Below are 18516 nucleotides of genomic sequence, written 5' to 3'. Positions count from 1 at the left end.
CCCTCCGAGGCGCTCTGACAAGGGCGCCCCGGATCTTCGACGGGCAGCCGCCCGCTCGGATACTGACTTCGGTACCTGATACGGCCGGGGCAGACACCTAGGAGAAACACCATGCCGAAGCCCACCAAGGGTGCCCGTATGGGCGGCAGTGCCGCGCACGAGAAGCTGCTTCTCGCGAACCTCGCGAAGTCGCTCTTCGAGCACGGCAAGATCACGACCACCGAGGCGAAGGCCCGTCGGCTCCGGCCGTACGCCGAGCGTCTGGTCACCAAGGCGAAGAAGGGCGACCTTCACAACCGCCGTCAGGTGCTCTCGGTCATCACGGACAAGAGCATCGTGCACACGCTCTTCACCGAGATCGGCCCGCGCTACGAGAACCGTCCGGGTGGCTACACCCGTATCACCAAGATCGGTAACCGCCGTGGCGACAACGCGCCCATGGCTGTCATCGAGCTGGTGGAGGCCCTGACCGTGGCCCAGCAGGCCACCGGTGAGGCCGAGGCGGCGACGAAGCGCTCCGCCAAGGACGCCGAGGCTGTTGTCGAGGCTCCGGTCGAGGACGCCAAGGTCGAGGACGCCAAGGTCGATGTGACCAAGGCTGACGAGGCCGAGGAGTCCAAGGAGGCGTAAGGCCTTCCTTTGGCCGCTGGTCCGTCGTGACTGGTCGCGCAGTTCCCCGCGCCCCTTACAGGGCGTGCTTGAGCGGGTCCGTTCCTTCCAGGGGCGGGCCCGCTTTTTCGTACCTGAAAGGATCCAGGGTGAGTGACGAAGTTCAGCCCGGCCATGTCCGTGTCCGTCTCGACCTGTCGTACGACGGGAGCGAGTTCTCCGGGTGGGCCAAGCAGGCCGGGGGGCGCCGGACCGTTCAAGGGGAGATCGAGGCCGCGCTGCGGACCGTCACCCGGTCGAAGGACACGACGTACGAGCTGACCGTCGCCGGGCGGACGGACGCCGGCGTGCACGCGCGCGGGCAGGTGGCTCATGTCGATCTGCCGGTGGAGCTGTGGGACGAGCACCGGGAGAAGCTGCTCAAGCGGCTGGCCGGACGGCTGCCCAAGGACGTGCGGGTGTGGGCCGTCAGGGAGGCGCCGAGCGGCTTCAACGCGCGGTTCTCGGCCGTCTGGCGGCGGTACGCCTATCGCGTCACCGACAACCCCGGTGGCGTCGATCCGCTGCTGCGCAGCCATGTCCTGTGGCACGACTGGCCGCTCGACGTCGACGCCATGAACGAGGCCGCGGAGCGGTTGCTCGGTGAGCATGACTTCGCCGCCTACTGCAAGAAGCGGGAGGGTGCCACGACCATCCGTACGCTTCAGCAGCTGAGTCTGGAGCGGGGGAGCGACGGGGTCATCACCGCCACCGTGCGGGCCGATGCGTTCTGCCACAACATGGTGCGGTCGCTGATCGGGGCGCTGCTGTTCGTGGGGGACGGGCACCGGGCGGCCGACTGGCCCGGGAAGGTGCTCGCCGCGGGGGTGCGGGATTCGGCCGTGCATGTGGTGCGGCCGCACGGGCTGACGCTCGAAGAGGTCGGGTATCCGGCCGACGAGTTGCTTGCGGCGCGGAACAAAGAGGCGCGAAACCGGCGGACCCTGCCGGGGGCGGGGTGCTGCTGACGGGAGCCGAGACCCTAGAACAAAGGGGCAAGTGGCTACGTATGCCCGCTGTGGCGCGTGATGAAACCCCTGCGTAACACGTACGTTCGGACGTAACCTCTGAAACTCGGTTATGATTCCGCTGCTCGGCTGAAGGTTCGATTAGGGGTTGGCCGAGTTCGGGTGGGGGTAACGGGCCGCAACGGCCCCGGGGGTTTTGCATGAGTGCAGTGGGGACTGCTCGTGTTCCGCAGAACAGGAAACGAAAAAGGACGCCGCAGAGTCATGGGCTCCTGCCGACGCCGCCTGACGACGTCGAGAAGTACTCGTACTCCCGTCGGCACCTGTGGGTGCTGACGGTCGGTTCGCTGATCAGCTTCGCGTGTCTGGCGATGAGCCAGTTCCTGTTCACGGCGTCGAGCCCGTGGTTCTGGCTGACGCTGCCGCTGCTGGCGTTCATCATCGCGGACTACCTGATCTCGTTGTACCTCGACGGGCTCAGCAAGGACTTCGACATCAAGGGCCACAAGCGTCTCGTACGCCAGTGGCGCCCAGCGGTGTACCCGAGCGTGGACATCTTCCTGCCGGTGTGCGGTGAGCCCCTGGAGGTGCTCCACAACACCTGGGTCCATGTGAACCGCCTCGCGGACAGCTACCAGGGTGTCGTGAACACGTACGTCCTGGACGACGCGGCCGAGGAAGAGGTCGGGGCGATGGCCCGCGACTTCGGGTTCAACTATGTGGTGCGGCCCAACCGCGGCTGGTTCAAGAAGGCCGGCAACCTCAACCACGCCTTCGAGAAGACCGACGGCGACCACATCCTCATCCTGGACGCCGACTTCGCGCCGCGCGCCGACCTGCTCGACGAGCTGCTGCCGCACATGGACGACGACGAGAAGTGCGCCATCGTGCAGTCGCCGCAGTTCTTCCGTATCGTCGACGCGCAGAACTGGATCGAGCGCGGCGCGGGCGCGGTGCAGGAGCAGTTCTACCGGTCCGTGCAGACCTCCCGTGAGGACCTGGACGGCTCCATCTGCGTCGGTTCGTGCGCCGTCTACCGGCGCGCGGCCCTGGAGCAGACCAACGGCATCACGCTGATCGAGCACTCCGAGGACATGTACACCGGCTTCGACCTGAGGGCCCTGGGCTGGAAGCTGCGCTACGTGCCCGTCGCGCTGTCCGCCGGTGTGTGCCCGGACACGGCCGGTGCCTTCCACAACCAGCAGTACCGCTGGTGCATGGGCTCTCTTGAGCTCCTCACCAGCAAGCGGTTCTGGGAGATGGACCTCAAGTTCAAGACCCGGCTCTGCTATGTGTCGGGGTTCCTCTACTACCTTCAGACCGCGCTCGCCACGTTCATCGCGCCGGTCATCCCGCTCGCCCTGATGATCCTGCGGCCCGACCTGCTGCGCGCCGAGGCCGCCCTGTGGGTGCTGCCGAGCGTCGCGTACGTGACGCTGGTCCTGCCGCTGTGGCACCGGGCTCCGTACCGTCTTGAGGCCTGGGCCGTCCGGATCATGTACGGGTGGTCGCACGTCTTCGCGGTCTGGGACGTGCTGCGGGGACGTCCGATGGGCTGGAAGCCCACGGGCTCGGCGGGCGCCAAGAAGAACGGCATGCGCCGCTACTGGAACTGCATGATCTTCTGGACCGGCGGTACCGCCGTCCTGTGGATCATCGTCGCCGCCTGGCGCATGCTCACCCTCTATCCGCCGGACTTCGCGCTGATGCTGTCCGCCGGCCTCTTCTACGCGATGGTCGTCGGCCGTGTCCTCGTACAGCCGCGTGCCCAGGAAGTGCAGGAAGCGACCGCATGAGTTTTTCCGTACGCCGAGTGCGGGCATCACGTCCCGTGCGGGCGCTCGCCGCCACGCTCATCGCCGGTGCGCTGCTGGCCGGGTGCAGCACGTTCTCCGAGGAGGGCCGCGACCAGTACGAGCGCGGACAGGGCGAGCAGCCGGGTGCCGAGGGCACCGGTGAGGCCAGTGAGTCCGCGAAGCCGGAGCCGCCGTACGACGTGCGGCCGCTGCTGGACCCGAAGAAGAAGTACCTGGGCGTGGCCGCCGACGGCGCTCCCGCCAAGATGAAGGCCGTCGAGGACTTCGCGAAGCGCGCCGGCAAGAAGCCCAACCTGATCGAGTTCTACTCCGCCTGGGGCGACCAGTACGAGCAGGAGCTCGTGAAGAACTCCTGGGACTACGGCTCTGTCGCGTTCATCGCCTGGGAGCCCTTCGAGACCAGCATGAAGGACATCGCCTCCGGCAAGGAGGACAAGTACATCCGTGAGTACGCGAAGTCCGTCAAGGAATTGAACCTCCCCGTCGCGATCAGCTTCGCGCACGAGATGAACGGCTTCTGGTACCCGTGGGGCACCAAGAAGACCAGCGCCGCCGACTTCACCGCCGCGTACAAGCACATCCACGACCTCTTCGACGACGAGGGCGCCACCCAGGTCATCTGGGTGTGGAGCCCGAACGTCACCCACCCGATGCCGAAGGTGAAGCTCAAGCCGTACTGGCCGGGCGACGACTACGTCGACTGGGTCGGTGTCATCGGCTACTACGCGGCCACCGGCCCCAACACGTACCAGACGCTGTACGGGCCGACGATGACGCAGATCCGCGGCTTCACGAACAAGCCGTTCATCATCGCGGAGACCGCCGCGCAGGCCGGTGAGCGCAAGCCCGCCGACATCAAGTCCCTCTTCCAGGGGACCGTGCAGCGCGACGACGTCATCGGGTTCGTCTGGTTCAACTTCGACAAGGAGACGGACTGGCGCATCAACAGCGGTCCGCTGTCGGAGAAGACCTTCAAGCAGCAGGCGGCGAACTCCAGCTTCGGATTCGATGTGACGAAGCCATGAGCGACCGACGCACGCCCACCTGGGCGGACGACTCCGAGTTGCACGACGAGTACGGGTACGGGCAGCAGCAGGGCCAGGCGCAGGGGCATCAGCAGGGGCAACAACAGCAGGGCCAGCAGCAGTACGCCGACAACGGGTACCCGCAGCAGTACCAGCAGAACGGGCAGCAACAGCAGCACCAGCAACAACAGCAGTACGGTCACGGAAACCAGCAGCAGTACGCCGCCACCGACGAGGACCAGCGGCGGTACGCGCAGCAGGAGAGCCTGCGGCAGTACGCGCAGCAGGCCCAGACCCGGCCCCGGGTACAGCCGACCTACCCTCCGTACCAGGAGCAGCAGGCCTACCAGGGCGGCTATGTCACGGAGACCGGCAGCTGGCGCTTCGACGTCCACGACCGGACGACCTCGTACCCGGACCAGCAGACCTACGACACCTACGCGCCCTACGACCCGTACGCCTCGTACACCGCGGTCGAGCCGGAGGCGGCTCCCGCGTCCGTGGAGCCCGAGGCCGAGTCGGAGGAGAAGCCGGGATACACGCTGCCGCCGGTGCAGGAGTCGGCGTGGGCGGTGGACGGCGGGCGCAGCAAGCTGCTGGGCCGCTGGGTGATGCTCTGCGTCCTGCTGATCCAGACCGGGCTCTCGCTGCGGCTGCGCGGCACCGCGTTCCAGGACGAGGCGCTCTACATCGCGGCCGGCCACTACGAGGTCGGGAACATCCTGCACGGGACGCCCGTGCCGGGTGACTTCGAGGGCTACTTCTCGGGCTACCCGAAGCTGTACCCGGTGCTCGCGGCCATGGTCGACAGCGTGGCCGGGCTCGCCGGAGTGCGTATCGTCAGCCTCTTCTTCATGCTCGGCGCGACCGCGCTGCTGTACGCGACGACCCGCCGGATGTTCAACGTCCGGGCGGCGCTCGGCGCGGCGGCGCTGTTCTCGGTCATCCAGTCGACGGTGTTCCTCGGCAACTTCGCCACCTTCGACGCCGCGGCGATCTTCCTGCTCGCGCTGTCGTTCTGGATCGTCGTACGGACCGGCCGCTCGCACATCCTGGCGGTCGTGCTCGCGGCGCCCCCGGCGTTCCTCGCCTTCGGCACCAAGTACGCGGCGGGTCTGTACCTGCCGACCCTGGTGGTCCTGGCGGTGCTGACCACCTACCGGTACCGCGGGCTGCTCGCGTTCGCCCGCGGTGTGGTGTTCGGCGGGGCGATGCTCGCCATGCTGGTCGCGTCCTACCTCTACACCGGGTCGCTCGGCGGTATCAGCCAGACCACCACCGACCGTGCCAAGGGCGCCGACACGGCGGCGACGATCCTGCAGCACAGCTCCGAGTGGGGCGGGCTGATGTTCCTCGCCGCGCTCGGGGGCTCCATCGCCTATGTGATCCGCCCGAGCATGGGCGAGATGCCGTGGGTCGACAAGCAGGGACCGGGCAGGTTCCGGCGGATATCGCTCGGTGTGGTGCTGACCGGCACCGCGCTGCTCGCCCCCGTCTACCAGATCCACCTGCAGACCGAGATCTCGCTCTTCAAGCACGTGGGCTTCGGTCTGCTCTTCGCCGGACCGATGGCGGGCCTCGGCATGTCCCGGCTCGTCGGCCCGCACTTCCGGCACCCGCAGCTCGGGATCATGCTCTACGTCCTGACGCTGGTGTTCGGCATGGTGCAGTCCCAGCAGGCGTACAGCTTCCCGGACTCCAAGGAGATGACGGCGATCCTGCGCAACATGGTCGACCGCAAGGGCAGCTACCTCGCCGAGGAGCACGAGGTCCCCGCGTACTACCTGCGGGACAAGACCGACTACGACCAGTGGCAGAGCACGTTCGGCATGGACTACAAGGACAAGAAGGGCAAGCAGCACTCCGGCACCGATGCCTACAGTGCCGCGGTCAAGGACGCGAAGTTCGACGTCATCGTGTTGCGCGGGACGGTCACGCCCGAGGTCGATACGGCCGTGACCGACGCGCTGCGCGGCAATTCCCACTACCGCCTGGCAGCCGTGTCGCGCTTCACCACGAGTAAGGGCGACGGCGCGTTCCGGATTTGGGTGAAGCGATGAGTGTCAATGCCTCTCCGCCGTACGGCGGCGGATATCCCGATGCCCAGGGTGGCCATGATCCGTACGCGGGTCAGGGCTCCTACGCCGGGCAGGGCGCGTACGCCGACGGTCAGGGCGGCTACGCCGGTCCTGGTCAGGGCACCTATGCGGACCCGGCGCAGGGCGCGTACGCGGCTCCCGGCCAGTACGCCGACCCCGGTCAGTACACCGATCAGGGCGCCTACAGCGCGCCCGGGCAGCAGCAGGCGCGGGCCGCCGAGCCCGTCGCGCCGGCGCCGGTGGACCCGGAGCCGCCCGCGGACGAGCCCGGGGAGGACGAGCCCGAGGAGTCGAAGGGCGGCCGGCTCGTCACTGCCGTGACGTTTCTGCTGCCCACGGCGCTCGCCTTCGCCATGATCTGGCGCGGGATCGGCGACCGGCAGCTGTGGCGGGACGAGCACGCCACCTGGTGGGCGGCCTCGCTGTCGTTCCACGACCTGAGCCTGCTGATCCGCTCGATCGACGTGGTGTTCACGCCGTACTACGTGCTCATGCACATGTGGCTCGCGGTGGCCGGGGACTCCCCGACCGCGATGCGCATCCCGGGCGCGGTGGCCATGGCGGCCTCGGCCGGTCTGCTCGCCCTGCTCGGGCGGCGGCTGTTCACCACCCAGGCGGGCATCCTCGCGGGGCTGGCCGTCGCCGTCATGCCGTTCACCACCCGGTACGGGCAGGAGATCAGGCCGTACGCCTTCGCCGTGGCGGCGGTGCTGCTGTCGACGCTGCTGCTCGCCCGGGCGCTGGACAAGCCGTCGTTCAAGGTGTGGGTCGCCTACACCCTGTCGGTGCCGCTGATCGGCTGGAGCCACCTGGCCTCGATGGCGGTGCTCGGCGCACATCTCGTGATGATCGTGATCGCGCGCCGCTCGGGCGACAAGATCGTGGGCTGGGCGTACGCGGCGGCCTTCACGCTCGGCATGTGCTTCGTCGTCCCGATGGCCGTCTCGGGCTCGGGCCAGAGCGGCCAGATCGCCTGGAACAACCCCGGCATCGACGACCTGATGGACTTCCCCATGAACCTCTTCGGTTCCTGGGCGGTGGCCGTACCGGTGATGGCGCTCGGCACGGTCGGGCTGTTCTTCGCCGGCCGGATGGCCCTTCCGCTGGCCGCCTGGATCGTGCTGCCGCCGCTGGTGACCTATGTCACCGCCGCGCAGCTGCACCTCTTCCTGCCGCGCTATCTGCAGTTCACGGCACCCGCGTGGGTGCTGCTCGCGGCCGTCGCGGTGGTCCGGATAGCCGGCCCGGTGGCCGGGGCGAAGGCCGGTACGGGTGCGGCGGCCCGGCGCGGCTTCGGCTGGGTGCTCGTGGCGGCCACGGTCGCCGGAATCGCCTTCCAGTCGCTGCCCGGCATCCGTGAGACCCGGCAGAACGCGCTGGGCGAGCCGGACTTCCGGGGCGCCGCGCAGCTCATCGAGGCCGGGCAGAAGAAGGGCGACGGCATCGTCTTCAGCGGTGTGCAGACCGAGCGCCGGGCCATGGACTACGAGCTGCGCGACGACGCGGGCCGGCCCAAGGACTGGCTGATGTACCGCACACCGCAGGAGCGGGGCTCGTTCGACGCGGCCGAGTGCCCGCATCCCGCCAAGTGCCTGGCCAAGGCCGACCGGCTCTGGCTCGTGTCGACCACGCTCGACGGGAAGCCGTTCAGCGGCATGCCGAAGACGTCGGCGACCGTGATCCAGCGAAGCTTCAAGGTCGTGAAGACTAAGAAGCTCAAATACCTCCAGCTCGTGCTCCTCGAAAGGACACGCGCGGCGACGGACGACTCGTCCGAGGAAAAGGACGACGCCGCCAAGCGCAAGGTGCATACCTGAGTTGGGTTTCCGGACGCGGGCCGAGTCCCGCGTCCGGTGGGGGGCAAACAGAGAAATGGGGAGGGAAAGAGATGTCGTACGACGTGGGGGCGGACGTGGCTGTCACCGTGGTGATGCCTACGTACAACGAAGCTGCCAATCTGCCGAGAATGGCCGAGGCTGTGCTTCAACTGCCGCTGAACGGGCTCCACTTGAAGGTAGTGGACGACTCTAGTCCGGATGGTACAGGACGGATCGCCGAGGAGCTGGCGGAGAAGTACAACTGGGACGGGCGGCGCCGGATGAGCGTGCTGCACCGGACCGAGAAGGACGGCCTGGGGCGTGCGTACGTCGCGGGCATGAGCGCCGCCGTCGACGAGGGCGCGCAGTACGTCGTGCAGATGGACGCCGATGGCAGCCACCCCGTGGAAGCGGTCCCACGGATGCTCGGCACCGCCGTGGCCTCGGGCGTCGGCCTGGTCATCGGCAGCCGGTACGTCGAGGGCGGCCAGCTCGACGACGACTGGGGCGCGCACCGCGTGCTGCTGTCCCGCTTCGCCAACCGCTACGCGCGTACGGTGCTCGGCACGAAGATCCGCGACATCACGGCGGGCTTCAACCTGTGGTCGGCCCAGACCCTGCGCGACGTCGACCTGCACTCCCTGGACAGCGCGGGCTACAGCTTCCAGGTCGAGCTCAAGTTCAAGGCCGTACGGGCAGGTCACGCGGCCGTCGAGATCCCGATCCGCTTCGAGGAGCGGACCGAGGGTGTCTCGAAGATGACCCTGCGTACGCAGCTGGAGTCGGCCGTGGTGCCGGTGAAGCTGCGGCTCAAGCACAAGTAGGCATGCGCGCAGGTAGGCGTGCAGAAGCGCGAGCAGCAGTAGGCGAGTAGACAAGGGGACGGCGGCCTGCCGGGGGGCGGGCCGCCGTTCTGTTCTCCGGCGGCCGTTCCGCCGGTCGAACGAGGTCTACTGGCGCGGTCTACTGGTTGGCGGCCGCGGACGCCTGGGACTCGCCGCGGCGGTGGATCTGGCGGAAGGTGAACTCGGCCAGGTCGTCGCCGGTGGTGAAGACCTTGGAGTCCTTCTGGGTCACGTCCTTGCCGTTGGTGAAACCGGCGACCGTGAAGTACGTGTAGCGGCCGTACGAGTTGGTGGTCGAGCGGCAGATCGCCGAGCGGCAGAAGGTGGGGACGCCCTCGCCGGACAGGGACTGGACGACGCTCTTGGCGTCGGCGTCGTTCTTCGCCTTGAGGGCCTGGCCCTCGGCGTCGAAGACGGCCACGCCCACCGTCACCGCGATCCCGTCCTTCTCGTACGTGACACGCATGAAGCGGGTGCAGTCGTTCTTGGTGAGAACCGGGCCGAGCGTGCCCTGGGCGGCCGACGCGCAGTTCTTCGTGGACGCCATCGCGCCCTTCTTGTAGACGGTCTCGCCCATCGTCAGCTGCGTACCCGGGAAGAGGAGGTCCGGAGCGAGCGGCGCGGTGTCCTTCTTGACGTTGCCTATGAAGTCCTTCGGATCCAGCGGCGGCGGCGCCGAGGTCTCCTCGAAGGACGGGCCGGTGCCCGTGGTGTCCGAGGGGATGGCCGCGGACGTGGGCAGCTCGGAGGCAGGCCGGTTCGACGCCTGTTCGTTGCCGTCCGCCGAGACCACGGCCATGGCGACGGCCGTGCCGACCGCGACCGTGGCCAGCGCGCCTCCGCCGATCAGCAGCCATCTGCGGCGCCGGTTGCGCGTCTCGGACGCCTCGGCCAGCGCCGCCCAGTCCGGTGACTGACCGCCCCACTGAGGCGGTTGAGAACCTGATCCCCCGGAACCCCACGAGGGTCCCCCCTGCCCAAAGCTCATGGGGCGCATCTTAGACGGGACAAGGGGCGTGCTGGTCCGTCTCCGGCAGCACCGGGACCCCTGATGTGTCAAGCGGGAATGAGGCCAAAGGGGGTATCTCGGGGTGGTTGGTACGAGCCGGGGAGGGGCGGGGTCACTCGTTTTGACCCTTCCGGGGCGGCGCGAGTACTCTTGCAGTTCGTTATGCGTATCGGCTTGGTCGTTCTCACGCGAGAGGCCCTTACGTAGGTTCCCTGGAGCAGTTACCAGTGGGCGGCATACGGGCAGCGTCCCCGGCATTGTCGTCCCCAGCTGCACGATCGCTTCAGTGATGCCATGTGTCAGGACCCATCCACTGAAGAAGCGAAGGCTACGAAGTGCGTACGTTCAGCCCCAAGCCCGGCGACATCACTCGCCAGTGGTATGTCATTGACGCTCAGGATGTCGTCCTGGGCCGTCTGGCGACCACCGCCGCGAACATCCTCCGGGGCAAGCACAAGCCGATTTACGCCCCCCACGTCGACGCTGGTGACTTCGTCATCATCATCAACGCCGACAAGGTGCACCTCTCCGGCAACAAGAAGACCCAGAAGCTGGCGTACCGCCACTCCGGTTACCCGGGTGGTCTGCGCTCCGTCCGTTACGACGAGCTGCTGGCGAAGAACCCCGAGAAGGCCGTCGAGAAGGCCATCAAGGGCATGATCCCCAAGAACACCCTGGGCCGTCAGGTGCTCTCGAAGCTGAAGGTCTACTCGGGCGACCAGCACCCGCACGCTGCTCAGCAGCCGGTGCCGTTCGAGATCACCCAGGTCGCGCAGTAGTTCCGGCCACCCCCTAAGACTGAACAGAATCTGAGGAGAATCGTGGCCGAGACCACTGTCGAGCAGCCGGTCGAAGAGACTGAGACCGAGCTTGTCGATGTCGAGCAGTACACCACCGAGTCCGAGGTGCCCGTCGAGGGCGAGTACACCTCGGAGTCCCTCGCCGGCCGCTTCGGCGACCCGCAGCCGGCCGCCGGCCTGGGCCGTCGCAAGAACGCCATCGCCCGCGTCCGGATCGTCCCGGGCTCCGGCAAGTGGAAGATCAACGGTCGCACCCTTGAGGACTACTTCCCCAACAAGGTGCACCAGCAGGAAGTCAACGAGCCCTTCAAGGTGCTCGAGCTCGACGACCGCTACGACGTGGTCGCCCGCATCTCGGGTGGCGGCGTCTCCGGTCAGGCCGGTGCCCTGCGCCTCGGCGTGGCCCGCGCGCTGAACGAGGCGGACGTGGACAACAACCGCGGCGCCCTGAAGAAGGCCGGATTCCTCAAGCGTGACGACCGTGCGGTCGAGCGCAAGAAGGCCGGTCTCAAGAAGGCCCGTAAGGCCCCGCAGTACAGCAAGCGCTAAATATCGCTCAGCTGTTTTGCACGAAACGCCCCGGCGGCACGTTCTGTGCCGCCGGGGCGTTCGTTTACCACAACCTTGGAACAGGTCCGGAAGTCTGTCTCGAGAGAGGCCTGCAAGGCGGCAGCCTTGCGACGGACCTGGGAGATATACAGGTCCGGGGGATATACCTGACAGGGGTCGTAGCCGGACCCTGACAAGGGCCGCAGCCGGACCCCTGGCCTGAGCCGCACGTTTCTGAGTAAGCCTGAGCAAGTTCGGAGGACACCAGTGGGACGACTCTTCGGGACGGACGGCGTACGTGGTGTCGCCAACGCGGATCTGACGGCCGAGCTCACGCTCGGCCTCTCCGTGGCGGCGGCGCACGTACTGGCCGAAGCGGGAACCTTCGAAGGCCACCGGCCGACGGCGGTGGTCGGCCGGGACCCGCGCGCGTCCGGGGAGTTCCTGGAGGCCGCCGTGGTCGCGGGCCTCGCCAGCGCGGGCGTGGACGTCCTGCGCGTCGGCGTCCTGCCGACCCCCGCGGTGGCGTATCTCACCGGTGCGCTCGGCGCGGACCTCGGTGTGATGCTCTCCGCCAGCCACAACGCCATGCCGGACAACGGCATCAAGTTCTTCGCCCGCGGCGGACACAAGCTCGCCGACGAGCTGGAGGACCGGATCGAGGCCGTCTACGAGGAGCACCGCACCGGCGCTCCCTGGGACCGGCCCACCGGCTCGGGCGTCGGCCGCGTCCGCTCGTACGAGGAGGGCTTCGACCAGTACGTAGCCCATCTCCTCACGGCCGTTCCGAACCGTCTGGACGGTCTGAAGGTCGTCCTCGACGAGGCGCACGGCGCTGCGGCCCGGGTCTCGCCCGAGGCCTTCACCCGCGCCGGCGCCGAGATCGTCACGATCGGCGCCGACCCGGACGGGCTCAACATCAACGACGGGTGCGGTTCCACGCACCTCGGCCTGCTCAAGGCCGCCGTCATCGAGCACGGGGCCGCTCTCGGTATCGCGCACGACGGTGACGCCGACCGGTGCCTCGCCGTGGACCACACGGGTGCTGAGGTCGACGGCGACCAGATCCTCGCCGTGCTCGCGCTCGCGATGCGGGAGCGTTCCGAGCTGCGGTCCGACACCGTCGTCGCGACGGTCATGTCGAACCTCGGGTTCAAGCTGGCCATGGAGCGGGAGGGGCTGTCCCTCGTGCAGACCGGGGTCGGGGACCGGTACGTGCTGGAGGAGATGAAGGAGCACGGGTACGCGCTCGGCGGCGAGCAGTCCGGGCACGTGATCATCCTTGACCACGCGACCACGGGCGACGGCACGCTGACCGGGCTGCTGCTCGCGGCGCGGGTCGCCCAGACCGGTCGTACGCTTCGGGAACTCGCGTCCGTGATGGAGCGGTTGCCGCAGGTTCTCATCAACGTGCCGGATGTCGACCGGTCTCGGGTGGGGACGTCCGCGGAGCTCGCCGCGGCGGTGGGTGAGGCCGAGCGGGAACTCGGGGCCACCGGGCGGGTGTTGTTGCGGCCTTCCGGGACCGAGCCGTTGGTTCGGGTCATGGTCGAGGCGGCGGATATTGATCAGGCTCGGTCTGTGGCGGGGCGGTTGGCTGATGCGGTGAAGTCTGCGCTCGGTTGATTCTTCGGCCGGGTAGGGGGCGGGGGGAGCCGTTCGTTGCGGGGTGCGGGTTGGTTGTGGCTGGAGTGCGCAGTTCCCCGCGCCCCTAAAAGCAAAGGACTGCGCCGTTCCCTGCGCCCCTGGAAGCTGAAAGATTGCGCCGTTCCCCGCGCCCCTGGAAGCTGCGCGGTTCCTCGCGCCCCTTAGGCGCGCGCCCTCTGCCTTGACCACAGCCATTTCTGGGCCAGGAGGGTCAGGGTTCCTGCCAGGACGATGCCCAAGAGGTTCAGCAGGAGTTGGTTGGTGGAGCCGATGGTTTGGGTGGTGTCTCCGTAGCTGAGGGCGACGGCCGCGTTGGCGGCGGCCGGGACCGTGGTGACGGAGATGGCCACGCCGACCAGGAGGCCCGACTTGGCCGAGGTCAGGGAGAGGGTGCCGGCGATGCCGGCGAGGACCGCCACGACGAACGAGAAGGCGTCGGGGGCGTAGACGAAGGCGGTGTTGGGGCGGTCGCCCTCCAACTGGGCCTCGCTGAACAGGCCGAGGCCGTCCATGAAGAGGCTGAAGCCGACCGTCACCGCCATCGCCACCGCGAAGCCCACCAGCAGCGCGATCAGGGAGCGCAGGGCCAGCCGCGGGCGCCGTTGGACCAGGGCCGTGCTGAAGCCGGCCAGCGGGCCGAACTCCGGGCCCACCGCCATCGCGCCCACGATCAGGATCGCGTTGTCGAGCACCACACCGCACGCCGCGATCATCGTGGCGAGCGTGATGAAGGCGATGTACGTGACCGAGAGCGTCGACTCCTCGTGCGTCGCGTCCGCCAGGTGCTCCCACAGGACCGCGTCCGCGCCCTCGCCGGGCGCGTCGTCCGCCGCCTTGTCGGCGCGCTCCGACAGCGACAGGTCGATGTTCTCGACGGCGATCGAGCCGTGCGTGTCGATCTTCAACTCGCGCAACCCGGCGATGAGTTCGTCGCCGGCCTCGCGCGCCACGTCGACCATCACGATGTCGCCCGCGGGGTTGCGGGCGGCACCCGGTACGACCGCCAGGTGGGTGGTACCGACCGTGTCCTCGATCAGGCGGACCACGGCGTCGGTTCTGTCGGCCGGGGTGATCAGGCGGAGATGCAGCATGCCCCGCAGAGTAGCCGCGAGGGGTGACGGCCCGGGACACCGGCCGCGCGGCCCGTCCACGGCTCGTCCGCGGCCGTTCTCCAACTGGCCTACAGCTTGCGCAGGCTCAGTTTCTGCACCTTGTGGTCCGGGCCCTTGCGGACGACGAGGGTGGCGCGGCCACGGGTCGGGGCGACGTTCTCCAGGAGGTTCACCTTGTTGATGGTGCGCCAGGTCGTGCGGGCGTAGTCCAGGGCCTCGTCCTCCGACACCTGCGTGTACTTGCGGAAGTACGAGGACGGGTTCTGGAAGGCGGTGGCGCGCAGCTTGCGGAAGCGGTTGAGGTACCAGGCCTCGATGTCCTCGGCCCGGGCGTCCACGTACACGCTGAAGTCGAAGTAGTCGGCGAGGCCGACGCGGGTGCGGCCGTCCTTGCCGGGCAGGGCGGGCTGCAGGACGTTCAGGCCCTCGACGATCAGGATGTCCGGGCGGCGGACGGTGAGCCGCCTGCCGGGGACGATGTCGTAGATGAGGTGCGAGTAGACGGGGGCCGTCACCTCGTCCTTGCCCGCCTTGATGTCCGCGACGAAACGGGTCAGCGCGCGGCGGTCGTACGACTCCGGGAAGCCCTTCCTCGACATCAGGCCGCGGGCCTGGAGCTCCTTGGTGGGCAGCAGGAAGCCGTCCGTGGTGACCAGCTCCACGCGCGGGTGCTCGGGCCAGCGGGACAGCAGGGCCTGCAGAAGGCGCGCGACGGTGGATTTGCCGACGGCGACCGAGCCCGCGACGCCTATCACGAACGGCGTACCGGACTGGGAGCCCTTCTCGCCGAGGAACGTGTTCAGGGCGCCGCGCAGGCCGTCGGTCGCGCCGACGTAGAGGTTGAGGAGCCGGGAGAGCGGCAGATAGATGTCCCGCACCTCGTCGAGGTCGATGACATCGCCCAGGCCGCGCAGCTTCTCCACCTCCTCGGCGGTCAGCGGAAGCGGCGTCTTCTCACGCAGCGCGCTCCATTCCGAGCGGGTGAGGTCGAGGTAGGGAGTCGCCTCCGGCCTGGGCCGGTGGGCGCTCCGCGGCAACGAGGAGACCGGTGAGATCACAGTTCATTGTTACGGGAGTTTGAACAGGGTGGCGGGTGGAGTCCGTCACGTCGGTGCGTTCTACACGCGTCCGGGTGGGTCCCGGGTGCGTCCGGAAGTCTGGACCGCCCGCTCGTACGGGGATAGCGTCCGCCCATCCGGGAGCGAGCCGCCTTCCGGTGTTCTCGGGGGTTGGGGTGGTCGTCATGGCCGTGCGTTTCCGTGTGCGTGGATTCGGCAGACGCAGACCGGGGCCCGCCGTCGGGGCCGTCCCGTCGGCGGAGCACGAGGCCCGGGTCTGCAGCGAGCTGTCCGTCGACCTCCCGGACGAGGACCTGGGGGAGTACCTCTACGACTGCATCGACCTCTACGAGATGGGCAGCAAGCCGCGCTGCGAGGAGGTCGAGTACCTGGGCATGGTCCAGGAGGCGATCGACCGGATCGAGCGCGGGGAGTAGGGAACAGGGGAGCAGGGGAGCTCCGAGCGCTCCGGACCCTCCGGGCGGCAATTTCCGATATCGGGCACGCGGTGCCGGGGCGGGGCGTGCGTCGGCATCTAGGCTGCCGCCATGTGCGGAATCGTGGGATACGTGGGGTCGCAGTCGGCGCTCGATGTGGTGGTGGCCGGACTGAAGCGGCTGGAGTACCGGGGTTACGACTCGGCGGGCGTCGCGGTGCTCGCGGACGGCGGGATGGCCGCCGCGAAGAAGGCCGGGAAGCTCGCCAACCTGGAGAAGGAGCTGGTCGAGCGGCCGTTGCCGACCGGGTCCACGGGCATCGGGCACACCCGGTGGGCCACGCATGGCGGGCCGACCGACGCCAACGCCCATCCTCATCTCGACAACGCGGGGCGCGTCGCCGTCGTCCACAACGGCATCATCGAGAACTTCGCCGCGCTGCGCGCCGAGTTGGCGGAGCGGGGGCACGAGCTGACCTCCGAGACCGACACCGAGGTCGTCGCGCATCTGCTCGCCGAGGAGTTCTCCGCCTGCGCCGACCTCGCCGAGGCCATGCGGCTGGTGTGCCGGCGGCTGGAGGGCGCCTTCACACTGGTCGCCGCGCACGCCGACGAGCCGGACGTGGTCGTGGGCGCGCGGCGCAACTCGCCGCTCGTCGTCGGGGTCGGGGAGGGCGAGGCCTTTCTCGCCTCCGATGTCGCCGCCTTCATCGCGCACACCCGGTCCGCCATCGAGCTCGGGCAGGACCAGGTGGTCGAGCTGCGGCGGGACGCGGTGAGTGTCACCGGGTTCGACGGGCGGCCAGCCGAGGTGCGGCCGTACCACGTCGACTGGGACGTCTCCGCCGCCGAGAAGGGCGGCTACGACTACTTCATGCTCAAGGAGATCGCCGAGCAGCCGAAGGCCGTCGCCGACACGCTGCTCGGGCGCATCGACGCGAGCGGGGCGCTCTCGCTCGACGAGGTACGGATCCCCGTCACCGAGCTGCGCGAGGTGGACAAGGTCGTCATTGTCGCGTGCGGTACGGCCTTCCACGCCGGGCTGATCGCCAAGTACGCCATCGAGCACTGGACGCGGATCCCGTGCGAGGTGGAGCTCGCGAGTGAGTTCCGGTACCGGGATCCGATCCTGGACGCGCGGACGCTGGTGATCGCCATCTCGCAGTCCGGCGAGACCATGGACACGCTGATGGCCCTGCGGCACGCGCGGGAGCAGGGGGCCAGGGTGCTGGCCGTCTGCAACACGAACGGGTCGACGATTCCCCGGGAGTCCGACGCCGTGCTCTACACGCACGCGGGGCCGGAAGTAGCGGTCGCCTCGACCAAGGCGTTCCTGACGCAGCTCGTGGCCTGCTATCTGGTGGCGCTGTATCTGGGCCAGGTCCGCGGGACGAAGTGGGGCGACGAGATCCAGGCCGTGGTGCGTGACCTGTCCCGGATCTCGTGCGAGGTCGAGCGGGTGCTGGAGACCATGGAGCCGGTGCGGGAGCTGGCCCGGTCGCTCGCCTCGAAGAACACCGTGCTGTTCCTGGGGCGGCATGTGGGGTATCCGGTCGCCCTGGAGGGCGCGCTCAAGCTCAAGGAACTCGCCTACATGCACGCCGAGGGCTTCGCGGCGGGGGAGTTGAAGCACGGGCCGATCGCTCTGATCGAGGAGGATCTGCCGGTGGTCGTCGTCGTTCCGTCGCCTCGGGGGCGGTCCGTCCTGCACGACAAGATCGTGTCGAACATCCAGGAGATCCGGGCGCGGGGGGCGCGGACGATCGTGATCGCGGAGGAGGGGGACGAGACGGTCGTCCCGTACGCCGATCACCTGATCCGGATCCCGGCCACCCCGACGCTGCTTCAGCCGCTGGTGGCGACTGTGCCGTTGCAGGTGTTCGCCTGCGAGTTGGCTACCGCCCGGGGCAACGAGGTGGATCAGCCGCGGAATCTGGCGAAGTCGGTGACGGTGGAGTAGGGCGACTTCAGCGCCTCTATGAAGGGGGTGAAGGCTCCGGCCGGGAAGGTGAGGGTTGCCCTGGCCGGGGGCTCGCGCTGGTCCGGGCGTGCTCGGACCCTTGGGGCTGGCAGCCGCTGTCCAGATTCGGCAATCGGGGCAAGTACATGTGGTGCGAGCTGGCAGCCGTCGCCTGAACATTAATCTCGCCCATCGGAAGGGTGGACGCATCCCGTGTTCGCCGAGGACCCGGAGGTTCCTGGAACCACTCCTGAGCAGGCCTGAGCGTTGGCTGACCAGCAAGACAGCCGACAGGACGAGCCGCCGGAGTTGCTCGACCTCTTCCGGCGGATCGTAGAGTCCCCGGATGAGCATCATCGGTGTCGGGATCGACGTAGCTGAGATCGACCGGTTCCGGGCGTCGTTGGAGCGGACGCCCGGGATGGCCGAACGGCTGTTTCTGGAGAGCGAGTTGCTGTTGCCCAGCGGGGAGCGGCGGGGTGTCGCCTCCCTTGCCGCTCGCTTCGCGGCGAAGGAGGCGTTGGCCAAGGCGTTGGGCGCGCCGGGGGGGCTGCGCTGGACCGATGCCGAGGTCTACGTCGAGGGCAGCGGGCAGCCGCGGCTGCGGGTTACGGGGACCGTTGCTGCGCGGGCGGCTGAGCTGGGGGTTCGGTCGTGGCATGTGTCGTTGAGCCATGACGCGGGGGTGGCTTCTGCGGTGGTGGTTGCGGAGGGGTAGGGGTGGCC

16 protein-coding genes and 1 pseudogene are annotated in these 18516 nt (G+C 68.5%); 14 read left to right on the top strand and 3 right to left on the bottom strand.

What is annotated here, in order from left to right; genetic code table 11:
- The first annotated feature begins 111 nt into the window (after positions 1-111).
- The 7 genes from rplQ (at position 112) to AOK17_RS25595 (ending at position 9198) form a co-directional block, all read left to right on the top strand.
- Positions 112-630 carry a 50S ribosomal protein L17 gene (gene rplQ, locus AOK17_RS25625; RefSeq protein ID WP_055614913.1) on the top strand — a complete coding sequence of 173 codons (519 nt, stop codon included), beginning with the start codon at positions 112-114 and terminating at the stop codon, positions 628-630.
- Positions 631-758: 128 nt separating this feature from the next.
- On the top strand, positions 759-1616 hold the full coding sequence (gene truA / locus AOK17_RS25620) for a tRNA pseudouridine(38-40) synthase TruA (RefSeq protein WP_055614912.1): 858 nt from the start codon (positions 759-761) through the stop codon (positions 1614-1616).
- 200 nt (positions 1617-1816) lie between these two features.
- Complete coding sequence (locus AOK17_RS25615; protein WP_055614911.1) at positions 1817-3412, top strand: glycosyltransferase family 2 protein; 1596 nt, start codon at positions 1817-1819, stop codon at positions 3410-3412.
- The gene (locus tag AOK17_RS25610) at positions 3409-4458 is read left to right on the top strand and encodes a glycoside hydrolase family 26 protein (RefSeq protein WP_079053281.1); all 1050 of its coding nucleotides are present in this window, start codon (positions 3409-3411) and stop codon (positions 4456-4458) included. The genes AOK17_RS25615 and AOK17_RS25610 overlap by 4 nt, the downstream gene beginning before the upstream one ends.
- Complete coding sequence (locus AOK17_RS25605) at positions 4455-6518, top strand: ArnT family glycosyltransferase (protein WP_079053280.1); 2064 nt, start codon at positions 4455-4457, stop codon at positions 6516-6518. The genes AOK17_RS25610 and AOK17_RS25605 overlap by 4 nt, the downstream gene beginning before the upstream one ends.
- Positions 6515-8374, top strand: coding sequence for a glycosyltransferase family 39 protein (locus AOK17_RS25600; RefSeq protein ID WP_055614909.1), 1860 nt, complete (start codon positions 6515-6517; stop codon positions 8372-8374). Before AOK17_RS25605 ends, AOK17_RS25600 begins: the two co-directional genes overlap by 4 nt.
- A 71-nt stretch (positions 8375-8445) precedes the next feature.
- Complete coding sequence (locus AOK17_RS25595) at positions 8446-9198, top strand: polyprenol monophosphomannose synthase (RefSeq protein WP_055614908.1); 753 nt, start codon at positions 8446-8448, stop codon at positions 9196-9198.
- 139 nt (positions 9199-9337) lie between these two features.
- Here AOK17_RS25595 and AOK17_RS25590 read toward each other — a convergent pair whose 3' ends face one another.
- Positions 9338-10207 (bottom strand): hypothetical protein, encoded by an 870-nt coding sequence (locus tag AOK17_RS25590; RefSeq protein WP_055614907.1) that lies wholly within the window; start codon positions 10205-10207, stop codon positions 9338-9340.
- A gap of 356 nt (positions 10208-10563) precedes the next feature.
- On the opposite strand from AOK17_RS25590, the gene rplM reads away from it, so the two are divergent.
- The 3 genes from rplM (at position 10564) to glmM (ending at position 13203) form a co-directional block, all read left to right on the top strand.
- Positions 10564-11007 carry a 50S ribosomal protein L13 gene (gene rplM, locus AOK17_RS25585; protein ID WP_055614906.1) on the top strand — a complete coding sequence of 148 codons (444 nt, stop codon included), beginning with the start codon at positions 10564-10566 and terminating at the stop codon, positions 11005-11007.
- A 42-nt stretch (positions 11008-11049) separates the two neighbouring features.
- Complete coding sequence (gene rpsI, locus AOK17_RS25580; RefSeq protein ID WP_055614905.1) at positions 11050-11577, top strand: 30S ribosomal protein S9; 528 nt, start codon at positions 11050-11052, stop codon at positions 11575-11577.
- 267 nt (positions 11578-11844) lie between these two features.
- Positions 11845-13203, top strand: a complete 1359-nt coding sequence (gene glmM / locus AOK17_RS25575; RefSeq protein ID WP_055614904.1) for a phosphoglucosamine mutase — start codon at positions 11845-11847, stop codon at positions 13201-13203.
- Positions 13204-13385: 182 nt separating this feature from the next.
- On the opposite strand, the gene AOK17_RS25570 is transcribed toward glmM, so the two are convergent.
- Positions 13386-14315, bottom strand: a complete 930-nt coding sequence (locus AOK17_RS25570; protein WP_055614903.1) for a DUF389 domain-containing protein — start codon at positions 14313-14315, stop codon at positions 13386-13388.
- Between the two features lie 89 nt (positions 14316-14404).
- A complete protein-coding gene (coaA, locus tag AOK17_RS25565; protein ID WP_055614902.1) occupies positions 14405-15394 on the bottom strand; it encodes a type I pantothenate kinase in 990 nt (329 codons plus the stop codon).
- Between the two features lie 185 nt (positions 15395-15579).
- Here coaA and AOK17_RS25560 point away from each other — a divergent pair, with 185 nt between their 5' ends.
- From AOK17_RS25560 to AOK17_RS25550, 4 genes and pseudogenes are all read left to right on the top strand, one after another.
- Positions 15580-15831 (top strand): hypothetical protein, encoded by a 252-nt coding sequence (locus tag AOK17_RS25560; protein ID WP_157881388.1) that lies wholly within the window; start codon positions 15580-15582, stop codon positions 15829-15831.
- A gap of 111 nt (positions 15832-15942) precedes the next feature.
- Complete coding sequence (gene glmS / locus AOK17_RS25555; protein ID WP_055614901.1) at positions 15943-17790, top strand: glutamine--fructose-6-phosphate transaminase (isomerizing); 1848 nt, start codon at positions 15943-15945, stop codon at positions 17788-17790.
- A 59-nt stretch (positions 17791-17849) separates the two neighbouring features.
- Positions 17850-17966: pseudogene (locus tag AOK17_RS52445) on the top strand (ATP-binding protein); the annotation flags it as partial.
- 170 nt (positions 17967-18136) lie between these two features.
- A complete protein-coding gene (locus AOK17_RS25550; RefSeq protein ID WP_055614900.1) occupies positions 18137-18508 on the top strand; it encodes a holo-ACP synthase in 372 nt (123 codons plus the stop codon).
- Positions 18509-18516: the final 8 nt, after the last annotated feature.

Source organism: Streptomyces phaeochromogenes (genome assembly GCF_001418655.1).
Lineage (GTDB): Bacteria > Actinomycetota > Actinomycetes > Streptomycetales > Streptomycetaceae > Streptomyces > Streptomyces phaeochromogenes.
Note: the sequence above shows the minus strand (reverse complement) of the source record. Positions and strands in the feature narration are given on the sequence as shown.